Source organism: Luteococcus sp. H101 (assembly GCF_038433155.1).
In the GTDB taxonomy this organism is placed as follows: domain Bacteria; phylum Actinomycetota; class Actinomycetes; order Propionibacteriales; family Propionibacteriaceae; genus Luteococcus.
On record NZ_JBCDMW010000001.1, the window covers coordinates 15858 to 34757 of the forward strand.

The 18900-nt window shown below is 70.2% G+C and carries 16 protein-coding genes and 1 tRNA gene; 9 read left to right on the top strand and 8 right to left on the bottom strand.

Annotated features, from left to right (window positions below; translation table 11 throughout):
- Window positions 1-19 precede the first annotated feature (19 nt).
- The 3 genes from AAEX60_RS00070 to AAEX60_RS00080 all read left to right on the top strand — a co-directional run bounded on the left by AAEX60_RS00070 (window position 20) and on the right by AAEX60_RS00080 (window position 2593).
- Window positions 20-904: an aminodeoxychorismate lyase gene (locus AAEX60_RS00070; RefSeq protein ID WP_342100127.1), complete on the top strand. Its 885-nt coding sequence runs from the start codon at window positions 20-22 to the stop codon at window positions 902-904.
- 249 nt (window positions 905-1153) lie between these two features.
- Window positions 1154-2362 carry an MFS transporter gene (locus tag AAEX60_RS00075; protein WP_342100128.1) on the top strand — a complete coding sequence of 403 codons (1209 nt, stop codon included), beginning with the start codon at window positions 1154-1156 and terminating at the stop codon, window positions 2360-2362.
- 39 nt (window positions 2363-2401) lie between these two features.
- Window positions 2402-2593 carry a hypothetical protein gene (locus AAEX60_RS00080; RefSeq protein ID WP_342100130.1) on the top strand — a complete coding sequence of 64 codons (192 nt, stop codon included), beginning with the start codon at window positions 2402-2404 and terminating at the stop codon, window positions 2591-2593.
- Between the two features lie 101 nt (window positions 2594-2694).
- Here AAEX60_RS00080 and AAEX60_RS00085 read toward each other — a convergent pair.
- Window positions 2695-2770 (bottom strand) — tRNA-Ala (locus tag AAEX60_RS00085).
- A 118-nt stretch (window positions 2771-2888) separates the two neighbouring features.
- Between AAEX60_RS00085 and AAEX60_RS00090 the strand changes: the two genes are divergently transcribed.
- Window positions 2889-3161, top strand: coding sequence for a glutaredoxin domain-containing protein (locus AAEX60_RS00090; RefSeq protein ID WP_342100132.1), 273 nt, complete (start codon window positions 2889-2891; stop codon window positions 3159-3161).
- A 4-nt stretch (window positions 3162-3165) separates the two neighbouring features.
- Here the strand turns inward: AAEX60_RS00090 and AAEX60_RS00095 are convergent, their stop codons facing one another.
- From AAEX60_RS00095 to AAEX60_RS00110, 4 genes are all read right to left on the bottom strand, one after another.
- On the bottom strand, window positions 3166-4338 hold the full coding sequence (locus AAEX60_RS00095) for a metallophosphoesterase family protein (RefSeq protein WP_342100136.1): 1173 nt from the start codon (window positions 4336-4338) through the stop codon (window positions 3166-3168).
- Between the two features lie 260 nt (window positions 4339-4598).
- Entirely contained in the window at window positions 4599-5858 is a 1260-nt protein-coding gene (locus AAEX60_RS00100) for a glucose-1-phosphate adenylyltransferase family protein (RefSeq protein ID WP_342100137.1), read from the bottom strand.
- Window positions 5859-6063: 205 nt separating this feature from the next.
- Window positions 6064-7488: an ABC transporter permease gene (locus AAEX60_RS00105; protein ID WP_342100138.1), complete on the bottom strand. Its 1425-nt coding sequence runs from the start codon at window positions 7486-7488 to the stop codon at window positions 6064-6066.
- Between the two features lie 224 nt (window positions 7489-7712).
- Entirely contained in the window at window positions 7713-8489 is a 777-nt protein-coding gene (locus AAEX60_RS00110) for an ABC transporter ATP-binding protein (protein WP_446721205.1), read from the bottom strand.
- Window positions 8490-8633: 144 nt separating this feature from the next.
- Here AAEX60_RS00110 and AAEX60_RS00115 point away from each other — a divergent pair, with 144 nt between their 5' ends.
- The 4 genes from AAEX60_RS00115 to AAEX60_RS00130 all read left to right on the top strand — a co-directional run bounded on the left by AAEX60_RS00115 (window position 8634) and on the right by AAEX60_RS00130 (window position 11697).
- Complete coding sequence (locus AAEX60_RS00115) at window positions 8634-9197, top strand: DUF4282 domain-containing protein (protein WP_342100141.1); 564 nt, start codon at window positions 8634-8636, stop codon at window positions 9195-9197.
- 102 nt (window positions 9198-9299) lie between these two features.
- Window positions 9300-10739, top strand: a complete 1440-nt coding sequence (locus AAEX60_RS00120) for a sensor histidine kinase (RefSeq protein ID WP_342100143.1) — start codon at window positions 9300-9302, stop codon at window positions 10737-10739.
- Window positions 10736-11464 carry a response regulator transcription factor gene (locus AAEX60_RS00125; protein ID WP_342100146.1) on the top strand — a complete coding sequence of 243 codons (729 nt, stop codon included), beginning with the start codon at window positions 10736-10738 and terminating at the stop codon, window positions 11462-11464. The genes AAEX60_RS00120 and AAEX60_RS00125 overlap by 4 nt, the downstream gene beginning before the upstream one ends.
- A gap of 50 nt (window positions 11465-11514) precedes the next feature.
- Window positions 11515-11697, top strand: coding sequence for a hypothetical protein (locus AAEX60_RS00130; RefSeq protein ID WP_342100147.1), 183 nt, complete (start codon window positions 11515-11517; stop codon window positions 11695-11697).
- 190 nt (window positions 11698-11887) lie between these two features.
- Here the strand turns inward: AAEX60_RS00130 and AAEX60_RS00135 are convergent, their stop codons facing one another.
- The 3 genes from AAEX60_RS00135 to AAEX60_RS00145 all read right to left on the bottom strand — a co-directional run bounded on the left by AAEX60_RS00135 (window position 11888) and on the right by AAEX60_RS00145 (window position 16263).
- Window positions 11888-14167, bottom strand: a complete 2280-nt coding sequence (locus AAEX60_RS00135; RefSeq protein WP_342100148.1) for an esterase-like activity of phytase family protein — start codon at window positions 14165-14167, stop codon at window positions 11888-11890.
- 262 nt (window positions 14168-14429) lie between these two features.
- Window positions 14430-15209: an Fpg/Nei family DNA glycosylase gene (locus AAEX60_RS00140; protein ID WP_342100150.1), complete on the bottom strand. Its 780-nt coding sequence runs from the start codon at window positions 15207-15209 to the stop codon at window positions 14430-14432.
- Entirely contained in the window at window positions 15202-16263 is a 1062-nt protein-coding gene (locus tag AAEX60_RS00145; RefSeq protein WP_342100151.1) for a winged helix DNA-binding domain-containing protein, read from the bottom strand. Before AAEX60_RS00145 ends, AAEX60_RS00140 begins: the two co-directional genes overlap by 8 nt.
- 123 nt (window positions 16264-16386) lie before the next feature.
- On the opposite strand from AAEX60_RS00145, the gene AAEX60_RS00150 reads away from it, so the two are divergent.
- A complete protein-coding gene (locus AAEX60_RS00150) occupies window positions 16387-18846 on the top strand; it encodes a suppressor of fused domain protein (RefSeq protein ID WP_342100154.1) in 2460 nt (819 codons plus the stop codon).
- Window positions 18847-18900: the final 54 nt, after the last annotated feature.

Below are 18900 nucleotides of genomic sequence, written 5' to 3' on the forward strand. Positions count from 1 at the left end.
TGGCAGTAGCCTTTCGGGAATGAAGCCCAAGCCCGGTTCCGCGCCCGCCCAACTCGTCGCCGTCAACGGCCGCGGGATCCTGTCCGCCAAGAAGCACGTCGCGACAGCAGATGACCTGGGCTTCACCCGCGGCGACGGGGTCTTCGACGCCACCCGGGTGGTGACCGCCTCCGACGGGGTCTCCCGCGTCGACAACCTGCCCGAGCACCTGGCCCGGATGGACCGATCCTTCTTCCTGCTGACCGGTCAGCACATTGACCGGGACGCCTGGCGCGCGCTGGTGGAGGAGGCCGTCGAGGCCTGGAGCCACCCCGGCGAGGCCACCCTGAAGCTGATGCAGACCTCCGGGCTGGAGAGCACCCAGGGCATTCCGCTGCTGGTGCTCAGCATCACCGAGATCACCCCGGCCGCCCTGGCCCAGCGCGACGGGATCGACGTCGTGACCCTGAGCCGCGGCATGGCCAGTGATGCCTGCGCCGACGCGCCCTGGTTGCTGGGTGGCGTGAAGTCCTTGAGCTACGGCATCAACATGGCCGCCAAGCGGGAGGCCCACCGTCGCGGCGCCGACGACGTCTTGTTCACCAGCACCGATGGTTACTGCCTGGAAGGCCCCACGGCCGCCCTGGTGATGGCCCGCGAGGGGGTGCTTGTCACCACGCCCGTGGAGGGCACCGGCGTGCTGGACTCGATCACCCAGAAGCAGGTCTTCAAGGCGGCCGCCAAGGACGGTTGGAAGACCGAGTACCGGCTGATCAAGCCGAAGGAACTCACCAAGGCCGACGGGGTGTGGCTGGTCAGCTCGGTCCGGGGCGCTGCCCCGGTGCTGCGGCTCGACGGCCGGGAACTGGCCACGGACAAGAAGCTGACCAAGAAGATCAAGGGCTACGCCGGCTTCGCGGGCTGAGCCGCCCGGGCGGCCCGTTGCCCTGCACGTGGAGTGACCGGCTTACGCGTTGGACGGTTGCCCTCCGATGGTTATTTCCGTCGTAGGGCGACGGTTGGGTCAGCAGGGCAACCGTCCAACGCGCAAGGTGGATGACCGTCGAGCGCAGCCGCGTTACAGTGGCAGTATTCGCACGCTGCGGAACCCACCGCTCCTGACCGTCCGGGAGATGCGTGGCAGGTGATCGACAGGGCGACCCCAAGGGCCGCCATGACTTTCACACGCAATCGTTTCCTCCCCGCCAGCCTCTGGCTGATCTTCTTTGTCAACGGAGCCGTGCTCTCCAGCTGGGCACCACGCATCCCCGAGGTCAAGCACGCCCTCGCACTGGGCGACGGGCAGCTCGGCGCGGCACTGTTGGGCATCGCTGCCGGATCCGTCCCCGCCCTGCTGCTCACCGGGCGCCTGCTGCAGCACCTGCGGCCCGGCCCGGTCTCGGTGGTCTCCGCCCTGGCCTTCGCGGCCTCACTCCCCCTGATCAGCCGCTCCGGATCGCTGTTCGAGCTCATCGGGGCCTTGGTGCTCGCGGGTGCCGTCAGCGGCGTGCTCGACGTCGCGATGAACACCGCCGGGATGGTCCACCAGCAGCAGGCCGGCACCCGCTTGTTGTCCACCCTGCACGGCGGCTACAGCCTCGGCGTGCTCGCGGGTGCCGCCAGCGGCGTCGTCGCCACCGGCACCCAGACCAGCGTCGCACGGCACTTCACGCTCATGGCCGGGCTGCTGATCGGGCTGACCGCGCTGGCGGCCGTGCCGCTGTGGCGGCAGCCAACGCAGCGGAGTACTGCGCCCATGCTCACCGACGAGGATCGCGCGACCGGCCGGCGCTGGTGGCAGACCACGCTGCCGACGACCATCGCGGCGCTGGCCGTCTCCGCGCTGCTCATCGAGGGCCTGGTCACCGACTGGTCCGCCCTGTTGATCACCCGCGACCTCGGGGCGCCCGCATCGTGGGGCGCGACGGCGCTGACGGTCTTCAGCGTCGCCATGTTCGTGTCCCGCTCCGTCGGCGACGCGATGATCGCTCGCGTCGGGGAGGAGCGTGTGCTGGCCAGCAGCGCGGTGACCATCACGCTGGCCATGGTGAGCGGCGCCAGCCTGGGCCAGCCATTGTTGATGATCACCGCCGCCGGCGTGATCGGGCTGGCGCTGGGTCCCGTCTTCCCGCTGGCGGTCACCCGCGCCGGTCGCCTCCATCCCGGCCAGGAAGCAGCCATGACGGCCCGGGTCAGCGCCGTCGGCTACCTCGCCTACCTCGCCGGCCCACCCGGCATCGGTGCGCTGGCCGAACATCTCCCACTTCCCACGGTCCTCGTCCTCGTCGTCGGCCTCGCCAGCGTGGGGATCGCAGCCAGCCGGAGACCGATGGACGCCCGTGACGCCGCGGGCACGGCTGAGGCCCCGCCGCCGGAATTGTAGTTTCGATGATCCGTGCCAACCCGAAGTGAAGGAGCAACCGTGAAGAACCGGGCAACCCAGACCGCCTCGATGATCTTCATCCTGATGTGTGCCCTGACCATCCCGATGTGCGTCCGCGAACCCAGCACCGGCCACCTGGTGTTCGCCGTGCTTGCAATCATCGGGTTCCCGCTGGTGGCCTACCTGCTGACGTCAGCCATCCTCCGCGCCCGCGGCACCCGCGGCCAATGACGGTGACGGGGGCAGCCGACGCCGGGTGAGCTCGCGTGTGGCCGCCCCCAGACGAGTCAGCGATCACTCCCCCAGCGGGAAGTGGCCGCCGGCCAAAGGACTGGTGGAGCGTACGGGGTTCGAACCCGTGACCTATTGCTTGCAAAGCAATCGCGCTACCAACTGCGCCAACGCCCCGTCGCCCCAAAGGGCTACCGGGCAAGTCTACGGCAGCGCTGCGGCGGGCAGCAAAGCGCGCCCTCGGGAGACACCCAGATCGGACGGACCATCCGCTGGAGCTGGCAGGATCGGGGGCATGGAGACCACGCACACCGAAGCCATCACCCGTCGCGGTGAAGACCACGCCATCGTCTACTGGCGCCCAGGCTGCCCCTACTGCGAGCACCTGCTGGCCGGCCTGGACCCCGATGACGGCCGGATCAGCCTGGTTAACATCTGGACCGACCCGGAGGCCGCCGCCTTCGTCCGCGGCCTCCAGGACGGCAATGAGCTGGTGCCCACCGTCGTGGTGGGTGAGCAGGTGCTCACCGCACCCGACGGTGACGAGGTGCTCGCGGCCCTGGCCTGAGGGATCAGAAGGGCAGCGGCGCCGGCTCGGTGATCCGGACGTTCTCCACGGTGTTGACGTCGACGCCCAGGTCCTTGGCATACAGGTTGCGGGTGGTGAACTCACCGGGCTTGCGCTCATCCAGGGTGAAGACCCGGCAGCCACGCAGGTGGTGCTTCTGGGCACCATCCAGGCCATAGGTGCCATAGCCCGTGCCGGGGGCGTAGCCCAGGTGCACGCCGAAGTAGTTGCCCTCGTAGGTGTTGATGTGGTCATGGCCGAAGTAGATGCCCATCACGTCGCCCTGCTCGCGCACCGTGTTGTAGATACCGGAGTTGAACTGGCTGACGTACTCGCGCTCATTGCGCTGCGGATCGGTGATCTGGTGCTTGGCCAGCGCCTTCTTGTGGGACTCCTCGGTCCAGTCGGTGGGCGAGCCGTACCACATGAACCGGGTCTCCCAGACGGGGATGTGCATCCACATCAGGCCGGGAACCGGGCGGCCGCCATTGCGTCGGGTGAGCTCCATGCTCTGCTCGCGGTACCAGGCCACCTGGTCCGAGTGCAGGGTCTCGTAGCTGTACTCCTCCACCTTCTGCCCGTCCAGGGTTTCCTTCTCATAGCGGCCGGAGTCCAGCAGCCACAGGGCCGCGGCCGTCCCCTTGCCCCGGCGCCCGGCAATCGGGAGCAGCACATTGGAATGGCCGTTGAGGGCGTCGTCGCGCACGTTCAGGTTGTGCTCGTAGCCGGTCAGGAAGTCCATGATCCTGGTCTCGGTCATGCCGGACTTGGCCAGCGAGTCCTCGTCGTGGTTGCCGAAGGTCAACGCCCACGGCACCTTGGCGGCCTCGACGGGCGCGATCACGTTGTTGTAGGCCTGCTTGACCTGCTGGGCGGTGGCCGGATCCCCGTTGATGATGTCACCGTTGAAGACCACGAAGTCGGGCTTCTCGCGCTCGACGGCCTTGGTGATCAGCTCGATGGTGCGCTTGTCGGTCAGGTGCCCGTCCTGGGTGTCGTTGAACTGCAGGACGGTGAACTTGCCGTCGCTGCCGAAACGCAACTTGGCCTTGGGGTTCTTCTTCTTGCCGCGACGGCCTTCCGGCAGCGCGCTGGCCTGGCTGCCAACAGCGGCAGCGGCGGTGACTCCGGCGCCCAGGGCGAGCACGCCCCGGCGTCCGACGGTGAGGTTGGACATTGTTGCCTCTTCCTGAGGTGAGTGGGTGATGCCCCACCGACGCTAGGACTCCCCGGCAACGGCCCGGTTTCCCTGTGGGTAACGGATCACGACGGATACATGTCCCGCCCTCAAGCCGCTGAAACTCCTCATGATCGGGTGCGATCCGTCGTTCCCCGGGCCCCCCGGTCTGACTGCGCAGCCGTTGGGTGTCCGGGCAGCAGTTCTAGCGACTGCCCCTGACAGTTGCTGCTGCACAGTCATGGGGCTGAGGCGGCTGGTCAGGCGGTACCCCCGGGCGCCACCCGCCCGCCGGCCTCCACCGTCGCCCCGTCGGGCACCACGGCACCCATCCCCACCAGCGTGACCTCCTCGGACTTCAACCGGGACTCCTCGTCCTGGGCGTGGTCCGCGCCCACGCTGGCCGCGACGCCCACGCGGCTCCGGGCATCCAGCACCGCCCAGCCGACCCGAGCCTGGGCCGCCACCCGGACCCCGCGCATCAGGACCGCATCGTGCACCACGGCGCCGGCCTCCACCACCACACCCGGGCCAATCACGCACCGCTCCACCCGGCCGTGGATCTCGGCGCCGTCGCCCAGCATGGAATCAACCACCTCGGCACCCTCGTGCACCCGGGCCGCCGGGCCCTGCGGGGAGGCGGTGCGGATCGGCCAGTCGGCGCGGTGCAGCAGGTCCACCCGGCCCGCCAACAGGTCCTGGTGGGCCCGGAAGTAGGCCGACGGGCGGCCCAGGTCCCGCCAGTAGCCAGGCATTGGATGGGCGGCCACCTTGCCGCGCTCCACCAACCGGGGCAGCAGGTGCTCGCTGAAATCACCCAGACCGGTGTCGCCGGCCTCGGCCTGCCCGGAGAGCTCGTCGTGCAGCTCCTCCAGGGTGCTGAGCAGGACGTCGGCGTCGTACAGGAAGACCTCCGCGGCGATGGTCTCGGTGTGCGGCTGGTCCGGCTTGTGGTGGACGCCGGTCACCCGGCCATCGGCGACGTCCACCAGGGTGTGGTGGCCCGCCTCGCCCAGGCCGATGGTGGCGGTGACCACGGTGCACTCCGCCCCGGCCTCCCGATGGGTGCGGAGCACCTCCCGGTGGTCCAGGGCGTAGACGTGATCGGCGGACAGCACCAGCACCTGGGTGGGGTCATGCTTGCGGATCAGCTCCCGGATCCGGAACAGGGCGTCGGCATTGCCGGTGGCCATTCCCTCCTCGTCCTCGCCGATCCCTTCCTGGGGAGGCAGGACCCGCAGCCCGCCGTGGTTGCGGTCCAGGTCCCAGGGGCGCCCGTGCGCCAGGACGTCGTCGAAGCTGGAGGCGTGGTACTGCACCACCACCCAGACGTCGTCGATGCGGCTGTTGACCAGATTGGACAGGCAGATGTCCAGCAAGGAGAAGACGCCGCCGAGGGGCAATGTGGGTTTGGCCCGACGCTGGGTGAGGACCTCCATCCGGCTGCCCTTGCCCCCGGCCAGCACCAGGGCCAGCACCCGCTCGTCGGTCACCGTCTCGGCCACAGTCTGCGCAGTCATGGTGCCCACCCTAGGCAGGTTCCACCCCGGAAGACCCCACCGCAAGGGAGGTGACTTTTCGGACCGACGCCGACTCTCTGCGTCCCGCAGGCGCCCCAGGACGGTCGAGCTGGTCGAGGCGGTGGCCCCCTCGACCAGCTCGGGGACCGTGGCGGGGATCAGCTCGGCAATCGTGGTTGGGACCCCCGAGCACCGTCGGTGGGGCTCACTCGGCGCGGACCAGCCCCGCGGCCAGCACCTGGCGCAGGGTCAGCCTGGTGGCGGCCAGGCTGGCCCAGACCAGCCCGATCCCGGCCAGCAGCACCGCACCAACGGTGAGCGCGGCTGTCGGGTCCGTCAGGCTGTTGGCCACGCCCAGCGGCAGCACCAGCGCCAACGCCGCCGCCCCGGAGAGCAGCACCACCGCCAGGATGGGGCGCAGCACGGCCCGGCGTCGGGCCCGGTCGATCATGGAATCCGGCATCCCCAGCATGTCCAGCCCGACGTAGAGCTGGCGTCGGTCCAGCACCGCGGCGGTCTGGTTGATCCCCACCGAACACGCGACAGTGACGAAGGTGATGGCCAGGGTGAGCAGCACCCCCGTGCGGATGTCGTCCATCATCAGCCGCTCGGTGGGATTGTCCGGAGGGATGTTGGTCATCGCCAGTCCGACGCCCAGGAAGACGGCGACGAAGGTGGTCAGACCCACGGCCCCAATCTGGCGCCACACCTGCTTGGGATCCTCCAGGACGCTGCGGGCGGCCAGCAGCTGAGGCGCGGTCCGGGCCCGACGAAGGTCAACCCGGGCCACCAGCGAGACCACCCATGGCCCGGCCAGGTTCACCGCCAGCATCGGCAACGCGAACATCACCACCATCATCACGCCCATCGCCAGCTCATCAGCGGCCGCCCCGAGCAGCTTGCCCAGCACCGAGGCCAGCAGGATGCCCGCCACCGCCAGCACGGCGCGCCAGCGCGAGGTGAGCGGCGCCTGCTGCCGGGTCCGGACCCCGAGCGGGGAGATCTCCACCTTGCGCAGCCCGATCACCGAGCTGACCAGCGCCAGCGCCACGATCCCGAGGACCGCACCCACGACGGGCAACAGGCCCAGCCACATCCGGCCGGCGCCGATTGCCGCGCCGTTGAAATGCAGCAGGCCGAAGACCGGCATCAGCGCCAGGTAGCCGATCACTCCGGCCAGCGCACCGGCCAGGGCCATGGCCCCGGTCTCGGCCAGCGTGAGCAGCCGCAGGACCGACGAGGTGGCGCCAAGAAGCCGCAGAGAACTCAGGCGGGTGTCGCGGCGACGGGCGGACAGCCGGGCAGCCGCCCCGGCCAGGGTCATCAGCGGGATCAGCAACAGCACCAGGGCCACCGCGGACAGGAAGCGGTACATCCCGGCCAGTTCACCCGTCGTGCCGAAGAAGAAGTGCACCCCGCCCGCCACGGACAGGCTGAGGGTGCTGGCCACGGCCATGGCGGTGACGGGCAGCAGCCAGCTCGCCCGGTCCGTGATGGTGGGCCGGCCCAGCAAGCCCAGCAGCTGCCGGGTGATCCCCACACCAGAGGCCCGTCGGGGCAGGATGGGGTCGCCGGGCGCCTCGATCGGGTCGCCGTGGGGGGTCTCGACACGCTCGGACGCCGTGGTCACCACGCTCCCCGAGCCTGTCGATGGGTCCCCCGTCCTCGGTGGCCGCTCGGGATTGTTCTTCCCGCGTCGGATAGATCCGTCGCGGGATGACGAAACCCGAGCGCCGCCCGAGGGGTGCGCCTCCGACGCCGATCCCAGGGACTCGGCCGGCTCGGATGCCGTGGCCGGATACTGCGACCCCCACGGATCCATCGCGTCGGCCTCGGTCCACACCACCCGGGGACTCATGCCACACCCGCCAGGTTCGGGCGCAGCGCGTGACTGTCGCTGATGATCTGGCCGTCCTGCAGCCGAACGATCCGGGAACACTGGGCGGCGACGTGCTCATCGTGGGTGACCATCACCAGGGTGCGGCCGCGGCCGACGGTGGCGTGCAGCAGCGCGCCCAGCACCTCGCCGGAGGTGTGCTGATCCAGCGCGCCGGTGGGTTCGTCGGCGAAGGTGATGCTGGCACCGGTGACCTGACTCCGGGCGATGGCCACCCGTTGCACCTGGCCACCGGACATCTCGCCCAGCCGACGGCCCTCCAGACCGGCCAGCCCCAGGTGGGCCAGCCAGCCGACGGCCTGCGCCTCGGCGTCGTGCCGGGTCATCCCGGACAACATCAGCGGCAGGGCGGCATTCTCCAGAGCGGTCAGCTCGGGCAACAGCAGCCCTTGCTGGAAGACGAAACCGAAGGACTCGCGGCGCAGCCGGGCGCGCTCACCCTCGTCGAGTTGGTCAATCTGGGCACTCTCCCGCGGGGTGGACAGGCTGATCCGGCCGGAATCGGCGGGCAGGATCCCCGCCAGACAGTGCAGCAGGGTGGTCTTCCCGGAGCCCGACGGGCCCATCACCGCCATGGACTCGCCCAGCCGGATGGCCAGGTTCACCCCACCCAGGGCGACGGTGGGGCCATAGGTCTTGGTCAGCCCGGTGGCGATCATCACGGCCCGCTCATGGCTGTGGCTCGGGATCGTCGGTGAGGCCGACGGATGCTGGTTGACAAGCTGGTTCATCATGGCCACCAGCCTTTCCGGGGGGAGCCTCAGCGGGCGTCGGTCCGTCGGATGGTTCGCTGAGGACACCACTGGGTCCACGGCATGAGAACCACATCACTCCTAAGCTGTCCCAGTACGTAGAATTCACCACCCGAAAGGCAACACATGAGCGAGCAGGGCAACTCCAACGCGAACCAGAACCCGTGGGAAGGACCCCAGAATCCCGGGAACCCCCAGGGCAGCTGGGGCCAGCCGTCGCAGCCCGCCCAGCCCTCACAGCCAGCTCAGCCGTACCAGCCCTATGGGGCGCCGTCGGCCTCGGATCCCTACAGCATGCCGCAGGCGTCGCAGCCCTACGCCGCGCCGCAGATGTCCGGCCAGCAGCCGACGAACCAGCCCAGCGGAGACCTCGGCAGCGAGGCGAAGGGCCTGATCGGATCGCTGTTCGACTTCAGCTTCCGGCACTACGCCACGCCCAAGATCGTGCGGATCGCCTACATCCTGTCCACCGTGCTGATCGGCCTGATGGTGCTGGGCATGATCATCGCCGCCTTCGGCCTGATGAGCGACGACCAGGCCGGGATGGGCCTCCTGACGCTGATCGCCACCCCGCTGGTGGCGCTGTTCTACCTGGCCATGGTGCGGATGTCCATGGAGATGTACGTCGCGCTGACCCGGATGGCCGAGGACCTCGGCCACCTGCGGCAGGAACTGCGCGAGCGTCGCTGACCCCCCCCAGCGCCCCTGACCACACCTCCACCCGCGGAATGAGGACACCCCCACTCCGCGGGTGGACGCATTCTGTCAGTGGCTGCTTCTAGGCTGGGCACCATGCCAGTCACCTCCACCCCCGGCCTGCGCCGGTTCAAGCCCCGGTGGGGCGACGTCGTGCTGGCCGGATTCCTCTGGTTCCTCAGCATGGCGGGGCTGGGCGACAGCTCCCTCACTGGGCGGGGTGGCTTTCTGCTGCCCTTCTTGTGGAGCCTGGGTTACACCCTGCCCCTGGTCTGGCGACGAACCTTCCCGGTGGTTGCGACGCTGGCCCTGCTCCCCGCCCATCTGCTGCAGGTTGCCCTGAACGACGTGCCGATCCCCGGCAATGTGGTGGTGCCGGTCATGATCTACGCCGTGGCCCGCTACGGCGAGCAGACCTGGGCCAAACGCTGCCTGTGGCTGGCGGTGGCCGGCAGCCTGCTGGCCGGGTTGGACTGGGGCTGGAATGTCAGCTGGGGCAGCAACGCCCTACTGGACAACACCGTCCGGGTACTGGGCAATGCCATCGCCTGTCTGGCCGTGGTGCTGGCCTGCTGGTTCGCCGGCCAGTGGGCCCGCCAGCGGGACCTCACCACCCAGTCCTGGAAGGAACGGGCCGAAGCGCTGGAGCGGGAGCGGGCGCAGGGCCGGGCGCTGGTGGCGCAGGAGGAGCGCAACCGCCTGGCGCGGGAGATGCATGACATCGTGGCCCACTCGCTGAGCGTGATCGTGGTGCAGTCCGACGGGGCCGGATACCTGGCCTCGCATTCCGAGCTGGGGGATCCGGAGGCCCGCCTGGCGCAGGTGACCAAGGCCATCGAGACCATCGGCCAGACCGCCCGCACCGCCCTGGGTGAGACCCGACGGTTGGTAGGGGTGCTGCGGCAGGAGGACGAGGAGATGGAACTGGCGCCCTCGGCCACCATCGACCAGATCGGTGAACTGGTGGAGCAGCTGCGCGCCGCCGGGATCCCCGCCACCTTCCGGGTGCTCGGCGACGAGGGCTCCCACGGCCCCTTCTCCGAGGGCGCCCAGATGGCGGTCTACCGAGTGGTGCAGGAATCCCTCACCAATGTGATGAAGCACGCGGGCGCCGGTGCCACCGTCGACGTCACGCTCACCCACGGCCGCGACGGTTTGAGCGTCCGGGTAGCCGACACCGGCTCCGGCCCCACCGGCACCGACGGGCTGGGCCATGGTCTGGTCGGGATGCGGGAGCGGATGGCCGCCTGGGGTGGCCAGCTCAACGCCGGGCCCCGACGCGGAGGCGGCTTCGAGGTCTTCGCCACCCTGCCGGCCCAACCGGGGCCACCACCAGCCAGCGCCACCGCGCCGGCCCCACCACCCGTCGGACCCGTCACAGCCGGCCCGGCGCCCACCACACAGACCAGACCAGGCCCGGGACCCACCGGAGCCATGGCGCCCGGACCCACACCCACCACGCAGCAAGGGCCCGCCCCCGCCCCGGCGTCCATCACCCGACCCGCCAGTCACCCACCCGAGAGGACCCTGCCATGACCGTGCCCCCCGTCCATGGAATGCCGCCCCAGGCCGAAGGCCAGATCCGGCTGCTGTTGGCCGACGACCAGGAGATGGTGCGCGCCGGTTTCCGGATGGTGCTGGACGCCCAGGCCGACATGACGGTGGCCGGGGAGGTGGGCACCGGCGCCGAGGCGGTCCGGGTGGCGTCCGAGCTGACCCCCGACGTGGTGCTGATGGACATCCGGATGCCGGTGATGGACGGCGTCGAGGCCACCCGGCAGATCACCGAGGCGCGCCAGGCCGCGGGCGCCGAGGCCCCCAAGGTGCTGGTGCTGACCACCTTTGACCTCGACGAATACGTCTACGCCGCCCTCAAGGCGGGGGCCGCCGGCTTCCTGTTGAAGGACGCGGGCCCGGCGGAGCTGTTGGCGGCCATCCGGGCGGTGCACTCCGGGGAGTCGGTGGTGGCACCGTCGGCCACCCGTCGGCTGCTGGAGCGCTTCCTCCCGTCGCTGCCCTCGGGGCCGGCCGAGCAGCGCACCGCCGAGGAACGCTTGGGCGTGCTCACCGAGCGGGAGCGCGAGGTGCTGACCGAGGTGGGGCGTGGCCTGACCAACCAGGAGATTGCGGGCAAGCTCTTCCTGGCGGAGGCGACGGTGAAGACCCACATCGGCCACATCCTGGCCAAGCTGAACCTGCGGGACCGGATCCAGATGGTGGTGCTCGCCTATGACACCGGGTTGGTCAAGCCTCAACCGTGAGCTGACCTTCAGGGTGTTCTTGGCCCCGCGGGTTGCCTAACGTCGGGGACATGATGAAAAACGCCGCAAAGTTCTGTGCCAGTTCAATTTCCGCGCTTGCTCTCGGCGGCCTCGTGGCCGTCGTGCCGGCCCAGGCAGCGACTCCGGTTGCCTCCTCCCAGACCACCGTCGTCATCCAGCAGGGCATCCCGCTCCAGACCCAGGGACGCACCCGAATCATCTGGATCGCGTGAACCCCGGCGGTACTTCCCCCGAGTACCGCAGGGGCCACGCGCCAGATCTCCACAGTCCAGAAACCGGATCGCTCGGCACCCCCGTGGGTGCCGGGCGATCCGGCGTTCTGCGCGGTGAACGTGACTCCGACCGGCCCAGTCACGCTCACCGCGGCTGAGCTCGTCGAAGCGCCCTGATCCCGTCGAAGGGTCAGTTCCCGGAGCCGTACTCCGCGACGGCCTGCACCGCCAGGTCGGGCTGGTCGCTGAAGACGTGGTCCATCCCGGCGGCCAGGAAGGCCTTGACCTCAGCCTTCATGTCACCGATGTCGGCCGGATTGGCGCTGCTGCGGTACTCCTTGGGCAGGAAGGAGTTCTCCGCCCGGAAGGTCCAGCCGGTCACCTCCAGGCCCACGGCGTGGGCATTCTTGATGGCGTCGGTGGGCTTGCCCAGCGAGCCGTCGGCGTTGCGCGGGATCATCACGTTCTTGCACAGGCCGACGCTGTCCGCGTACTTGGCGATCTTCTTCATGCCCGACGGGGTCACCATGTCCTTGTAGGTGGTGGTGTTCCCCGCGGCCTTCAGGTCCGCCGGGGCGCCGGAGCAGTCGACCAGCTGCACCAACTGCACCTTGGTCAGCTGGTTCAGTTCCTTGAGGTTGCCCACCTCGAAGCTCTGGATCATCACCGGTGAGTTCTTCCTGCCATAGCCATTGGCCTCCAGCACCTTGACGGTGCCCTCCTCCTGGCTCAGGCCGATGGAGTCGAAGTAGCTGCCGTGCTTGATCTCCGGGATCACGCCGACGGGCTTGCCACTGCAGGTCCTGGAGCGACGGGCCAGGTCCACCACCTCGTCGAAGGTGGGCACCTGGTACAGGCCGTCGAACTTGGTGTTCTGAGGACGCAGCTCGGGCAGCCGCTCCTTGGCACGCAGGCTGCGCAGCTCCGCCAGGGTGAAGTCCTCGGTGAACCAGCCGGTCAGCTTGCTGCCGTCGATGGTCTTGGTGGTCTTGCGGTCCGCGAACTCGGGGCGGGTCGCCACGTCGGTGGTGCCGCTGATCTCGTTCTCGTGCCGGTCAACCAGCACGCCGTCCTTGGTGCTGACCAGATCCGGCTCGATGTAGTCGGCGCACTGGTTGATGGCCTCCTCATAGGCGGCCAGGGTGTGCTCCGGGCGGTAGCCGGAGGCGCCACGGTGGGAGAAGACCGTGTGCTGCGGATTGGCCGCGGGCACCTTCTTCTTGGCCAGGTCGACGATGATCATCTCGGTGTTGTCCGGGCTGCCGGGCTTGCGCGCATCATTGCCGGGGTAGTTGTTGTCGTCGGCAACCAGCAGCCGGCCGTCCTTGAGCCGGACCACGGTCTCGACGCTCTGGAAGGGGAACTGGAAGGTCTTGTCCACGCCGTAGCCCGGGTCGTTCTTGATCCCGATCCCGGCCGGGTTGTCGATCTTCAGCAGGTCGACGACCAGCTTCTTGGCCAAGAAGCCATCCTTCTCCTGCTTGTTCAGGTTGATCTCGTAGATCCGCTTGGTGACGGACTTGGCGCCCCAGAAGTCGTCGCGCTCGACGACCAGCATCCTCTTGCCGTCGGTCATGAAGGCGTCGCCCACCAGGTTGTCATCGGTGTCCGACTGGTACTTCCAGGTGCGGCCCGTGTACTTGTTGGTGCGGGTGTCGAACTGGCTGATGACGCGGGTGCGCTTGTCGTCGCCGTTCAGGTAGCCCTCGAGGATCGGGTAGAGGTAGCGGCCGTTCTGGCTGGCGGCCATCGCCTCGAAGCCCTTGGAATTGCGCAGGTTCGCGGTCTCGCCCTTGGCCAGGTCGGGGCTCGACGGGCTCTTCACGCCGGGCATCGGGACCGGCTTGCTCAGCAGCACGCCGTCGGCGCTGAAGTGCAGCAGGTAGGGGCCGAACTCCTCACCAATCCAGAAGCTGCCGTCCTTGGCCACCACCAGCGATTCGACGTCGAAGTCCGCTCCGGTGAGGTTGCGCTGCCTGGTGTGCTCATTGGTGATCTTGAAGCCGGCATTGTGGTTGGGGTCGCGCAGCTGGACGAACTTCTGCACCTTGATGGTGCCCTTGCCGCCGTCGGCGGTCTCCCAGCGCGGCTTGACCTGGTAGATCCGCAGCAGGAAGTCGTCGGAATTGGCCTTGGCGCCAAAGCCATTGTCCGGCAGGCCCCAGTAGGAACCGTTGCCGATCTCCGCCATCGCGGAGAAGCCGGGGATCACCTGGCCGGGGAAGGGCCCCTTGCGGCCATTGGCCGGGGTCACCTTGGCGCCGGATTCCGGCCCCTTGGCAACGTAGTCGGCGCTCAGCGAGGCGCGGGCGTCCAGGGTGGGGACGACGGTCTTGGTCGTCTTGACGGCCTTCGGCGCCGGCTTGTCCGCGGGAGCGGCCTGCACGGGAGCGACGGCGGTCAGGGGCAGCACCAGCGCGGCCGTGCCCAGGGCGACGGCGGCGAGGCGCGAGATGTGTGGGGTACGCATGGTGCCCACCCAAGCGGGTTCGGGAGAGCTTCAGATGAGGATTTGGTGAGCCGTGGGTGAACAACAGCAGTCCGGAACGGGGCCCACAGGCCCCCACCTGCGACCCCCATCTGCGACTGCGCAGCCGTTGGGTGTCGGGGCAGCCGCTGCATCAGCTGCCCGAAGAAGCAACGGCTGCGCAGTTGAGGGGGCGACGGAGGGGCCATGGCGGTGGAGCGTGACCTGGTGGAGCCAGACATGAGGGGACCACAGCGGTGTGGGGTCAGCCGAGCGGCTGGCAGCGCGGGCACCACCAGCTCAGCCGCTCCTGGGTGTCCGGTCCGAACTCCTCGCACTGGATCCGGGTGCGGCAGCGGGGGCACGGCTTCCCGGCGCGGCCGTAGACCCACCGCCCGTCGCGGCCCGAGGCGGTGGGCACCCGCTTCACCTTGCTGGCCGCCAGCAGCCGCTGGGCCGTCCGGACCAGCCCGAGGAGGTCCGGGACGTCGGCCACCGGTGTGCGGGGGTTGACCCGCTGGTGGAAGAGCGATTCGGCCCGGTAGATGGTGCCGATCCCGGCCAGATTGCGCTGGTCCAGCAGCGCCTCCCCGATGGTCCGGCCGGGCTCGCGCAGCAGGTTGGCGACGGCGACCTGCTCGTCCCAGTCCGGCCCCAGCAGGTCGGGCCCCAGATGCCCCACCACCTGGTCCTCGTGATCCGTGCGCACCAGGTCGACCATTCCCAGCCGCAGCCCGACGGCCTGCTTCTGCTCGGTGGCCAGCAGGGCGCGCACCTCATGCGCCGGGCCGGGGGTGTGGGCGTCGGCGTCGACGATCCGCCAGGTGCCGTCCATCCGCAGGTGGGTGTGGATGGTCCATCCCCCGTCAAGCCTGGTGAGCTGGTGCTTGCCCCGGGGCAGCACCTCCAGCACCCGCTGCCCAACCAGGTCCCGCGCGGCCGCGGCCGCCGACGGCACGCGCAGTTCCACCCGGGTCAACACCCGGCCGGCCAGCGCCGCGTGCAGGGCCGCACACGAGCGTGCGACGGAATCACCTTCAGGCATGCCAGAAGTCCACCATCCGCTGGGTGGCCACGGCCAGCCGCGAGTCCTCGCCGTCGGCGCCGTCGGCCAGATGGAGCCGCACCTCCACCGGCGGGCCGCTCTTGCGGGTGGACTTCACCCGCCGGAAACAGCCGGAGTCGACGCCGTCGATGATCACGAATCCCCAACCAGCCTCGGCCGCGTTGAGGTGCAGTTCCCCCAACCGGTGCCCCGGCAGGCGCGGGAAGCGGGGCCGGTCGTGGCTGAGGAAGGCCTCGTCGAAGGTGGGCAGCAACAGCACCCCGCCCAGTCCGCCGGCGGGACGCTCCTCATGCGGCAGGCTCCACAGCTCCACCTCGTCGACCACCTCATGCGCGAAGTCCCGGTGCGCGAAGACCGCCAGCGCCTCCCGCTTGGTGACGGTGCACCAGCGCTGCAGGTCCCGGATGGACGTCGGCCCATGACCCGCGACGAAGCGGCGCACCAGCCGGTCGGTGGCCTCCTCCCGGCCCACCGGGTCAGTGACCGCAACCACGGAGTCCAGCAGGGTGTAGGTGTGTTCGGCCTGGTCGGTCAGGGGTCCGGAGCAGATCACGCCGCGCAGCTCGGCCACCAGCAGCAGGTGTGCCACCACCTGCCCCTGCTGCGGGAAGCCGGTGGTGGGCAGGTGCGGCTGCAGTTCCTTGCGGGTCATCGGCCGGCGCGCCAGCAGATCGGTGAAGACGTCGAAGGCCCGGGCCAGCACCTCGTCGGTGATCCCCAGCTGTCGGTGCCGGGCACGCATCCCGGACAGCACCTTGGGCGAGGTCAGCTCGAGCAGCCAGCGGAGGTCGTCGCGGTGCACACAGTGCCAGGTGGGCCGCAGGACGTGGGTGCGCAACACCTCACCCGAGCTGATCGCGGCCCGCACCGCCGCGTCGTCGACGCCCGCCCGCAGCCCCAGGGACCAACGGGACAGCGGCGGATCCTGCGCCTGGACGGCCAAGCTGTGCCGCACCGCCTCGGCCACCGATGGCGCCCGCGGGCCGGTGAGCTGCTGCTGGGCGAGCCGACGTTCGACGATGCCGAGGACCATTCCCCGAGACTATCCGTGGCTTCGTCCCGATGGACTCGACGGATGCTGAGCGGCCGCCAAGGATCACCCCACCCGCGGTTGATCGTTCACCTTCCTGACCCCTTGGATTGCTTCACTTCCGGCATGGGATTCCTCGACAAGTTCCTCGGCAAGGACGCCAACCAGGGCGTTCCCGCGACCACGCAGGCCCCGGCACCGGGCCAGCCCCTGCCCTTCGACCCGACTGAGCGGATCCCGGCCGAGCGGTTGGAGATCGTGCCCGGGATGCAGAATGTGGTCACCCTGGACGTCCAGGCGGTGCACGGCATCCGCTACCTCCTGCCGCGGCGCACCCCCTACGGCCAGGGGCTGGCGGTCAGCGCCGGGCAGACCGAGCTGCGGTTGGTGGTGGACCCGTCGGGTGTGGTGGAGTTCACCCCCACGTGGGGCTCCCTGAAGGTCCCCGAGGCGCTGCTGATCGAACTGTGGACGGCGCTGCAGCCGGTGCCGGGCGAGCATCGCTCGCCCAGCCTGCCGCAGGTGGTGTGGCGGGTGGTGGCCAATGCCAGCTCCCAGCCGTCTGCTTCCCCGGCACCGCCGCTCGCCCCGACGACCCACGCGATGCCTCCGCAGGCGCCGGGGCAATCGGCCCGGAGCGCTGTTCCCCCGCCGCAGGCGGCGGCGGGTTGGGGACAGCCCGGCAGCATGCCGTCCGCTTCCCCCGCACCGGGATCGCAGCCATCGGCACGCCAGCCCTGGACGCCACCACAGCCCCCGGCATCCCAACCGTCCGCACCCCAGCCATCCGCACCCCAGCCGTCGGCCCGAGGAGGAGCGACGGCCGCGCCCCCGCCCAACCCGTGGGCTCGTCCGCAGGAGCAGCCGGCCACCGACCAGCCGGATCAGGGGGCCGCGGCGGCCGACGCTCTGGGCACATCCTCGCCGGCGGCCGCTCAACCGGCCACCGAAGCTCCGGAAAGACCTGCTTCGACCCCGGAACACACCGACCCGATGCTGGGGGCGGCCGCATCATTGGGCGCCAGCGCCGCGGCGGCTCGGCCGCAGACGCCGCCCCAGCCCGAGGCGGAGCCGCACCCCGCCCCCGCCTCCGAGCAGCTGCCCCGGGAGACCGCTGAGAACCACGACGAGGCGCTGGCCGCGGCCGCCGGTGTCGGGGCGGCCTCGGCGGCCGCAGTCCAGACACCTGCCCAGCCTGACCCGCGCACCCAGCCCGGCACCGCGCCGCAGCCTGACCCGCAGACCCAGCCCGACACTGAGGGCCAGCCCGACCCGGTGCCCCTCCCAGCCCAAGGGGCGCAGCCCGATCCGGAACAGCAGCCAGCCCCGCAGACCCAGCCCGACACTGAGGGCCAGCCCGACCCGGCGCCCCTCCCCGCCCAGGGGGCGCAGCCCGCCCCGGAACAACAGCCGAACCCCGAGGGGAAACCGGCCCCGGCGGAAGCGCCCGTCGCCCTGCCGCACGGCATCGACCCGGTCCTGGCCGCCGCGGCCAGCGCGGGCGCCGCCGGCGCCGGCGCCGAGGCCACGGCACAGCCCACCGCCGGTCGCGACGACGAGACGGCCGGCTGGGACGTGATCACCGAGGCCTGCCGCCGGGTCCACGGCGAGCAGCGCCCCCACCAGTTCCGCGTCCACATCCCGCACTTCACGGGCGGCAATGATCCGCTCAGCCTGGTGGAGGCCTACCGGGTCACCGAGGGCGAGCCGCACTGGCACTACGTCGGCTACGGCCTGAGCGACATCCACCTCTCCAACCGCACCGACGACCCGGAGGCGAAGTCCGGCCGGGGCTATGAGCTCACCTACCGGTTGGCCGACCCCTCGGCCGCCGACCCGCAGGCCGGCCCGCCGATGTGGCCCGTGGTGGAGCTGCAGTTCCTGGCGCGCTACGTGCTCGGGTCCGGAAATGACTTCCTGGCCGGCGACCACATGCGGCTGGCCCGGCCGGTCACCTCGGCCGCGCCCACGACGCTGACCGGGCTCGGCTTCCTGGCCGACCCGCAGCTGGCCGAGACCCGCAGCCCCGCCGGTTCGGTGACGTTCATCCAGGCCGTCGGGCTGACCGAGGACGAGATCGACACCATGGCCAACTGGAGCGGCAGCAGATTCCTAGAGCTGTTGACCAGCCGGATCCCGCTTGCGGTCACCCGGCTGCAGCGGGAATCGCTGCTGACCGATCCGCAGGTCCGCGCCGCCCGCGACGAGGGGCTGCAGCGCGACGGCTCCAACACCGGCACCATCTTCGCCAACCTCCTGAACTGGCAGCCAGTCGGGGAGGGCCAGACCATGGTCAGCCTGGACGTCGCCGGGGTCCGGGCGCTGCACACGCTGCTACCGGCGCGGCTGCCCTTCGGGCGTCGCTTCGCGCTGGAGTATGGCGACGGGAATGGGCGCCGTCTGCTGGGCTTCCAGCCCAACCAGCGGCCGAACATCCACGTCGACCAGGCGCTGATTGTGGTGGACGCCACCCGGGAGATGCTCGACGAGTTGTGCCGGATGCTGCCGGCCCAGCCGGGCGATTTCCAGCTGCCCAACTACCCGGGGCTGATCTGGCGGGTCCTGCCGGAGCCCACCCAGCGATAGTGAACGGCTGGGCGGGCCGCCCACGGCAGAGACCGTGAGTGGGTCGCCTGTCCT

Bases quoted from the DNA above. Each gene is read 5' to 3' on its own strand.
- AAEX60_RS00070 (WP_342100127.1), top strand. From the start codon at position 20: ATGAAGCCCAAGCCCGGTTCCGCGCCCGCCCAACTCGTCGCCGTCAAC.
- AAEX60_RS00075 (WP_342100128.1), top strand. From the start codon at position 1,154: ATGACTTTCACACGCAATCGTTTCCTCCCCGCCAGCCTCTGGCTGATC.
- AAEX60_RS00090 (WP_342100132.1), top strand. From the start codon at position 2,889: ATGGAGACCACGCACACCGAAGCCATCACCCGTCGCGGTGAAGACCAC.
- AAEX60_RS00095 (WP_342100136.1), bottom strand. From the start codon at position 4,338: ATGTCCAACCTCACCGTCGGACGCCGGGGCGTGCTCGCCCTGGGCGCC.
- AAEX60_RS00100 (WP_342100137.1), bottom strand. From the start codon at position 5,858: ATGACTGCGCAGACTGTGGCCGAGACGGTGACCGACGAGCGGGTGCTG.
- AAEX60_RS00110 (WP_446721205.1), bottom strand. From the start codon at position 8,489: ATGATGAACCAGCTTGTCAACCAGCATCCGTCGGCCTCACCGACGATC.
- AAEX60_RS00115 (WP_342100141.1), top strand. From the start codon at position 8,634: ATGAGCGAGCAGGGCAACTCCAACGCGAACCAGAACCCGTGGGAAGGA.
- AAEX60_RS00120 (WP_342100143.1), top strand. From the start codon at position 9,300: ATGCCAGTCACCTCCACCCCCGGCCTGCGCCGGTTCAAGCCCCGGTGG.
- AAEX60_RS00125 (WP_342100146.1), top strand. From the start codon at position 10,736: ATGACCGTGCCCCCCGTCCATGGAATGCCGCCCCAGGCCGAAGGCCAG.
- AAEX60_RS00130 (WP_342100147.1), top strand. From the start codon at position 11,515: ATGATGAAAAACGCCGCAAAGTTCTGTGCCAGTTCAATTTCCGCGCTT.
- AAEX60_RS00135 (WP_342100148.1), bottom strand. From the start codon at position 14,167: ATGCGTACCCCACACATCTCGCGCCTCGCCGCCGTCGCCCTGGGCACG.
- AAEX60_RS00140 (WP_342100150.1), bottom strand. From the start codon at position 15,209: ATGCCTGAAGGTGATTCCGTCGCACGCTCGTGTGCGGCCCTGCACGCG.
- AAEX60_RS00145 (WP_342100151.1), bottom strand. From the start codon at position 16,263: ATGGTCCTCGGCATCGTCGAACGTCGGCTCGCCCAGCAGCAGCTCACC.
- AAEX60_RS00150 (WP_342100154.1), top strand. From the start codon at position 16,387: ATGGGATTCCTCGACAAGTTCCTCGGCAAGGACGCCAACCAGGGCGTT.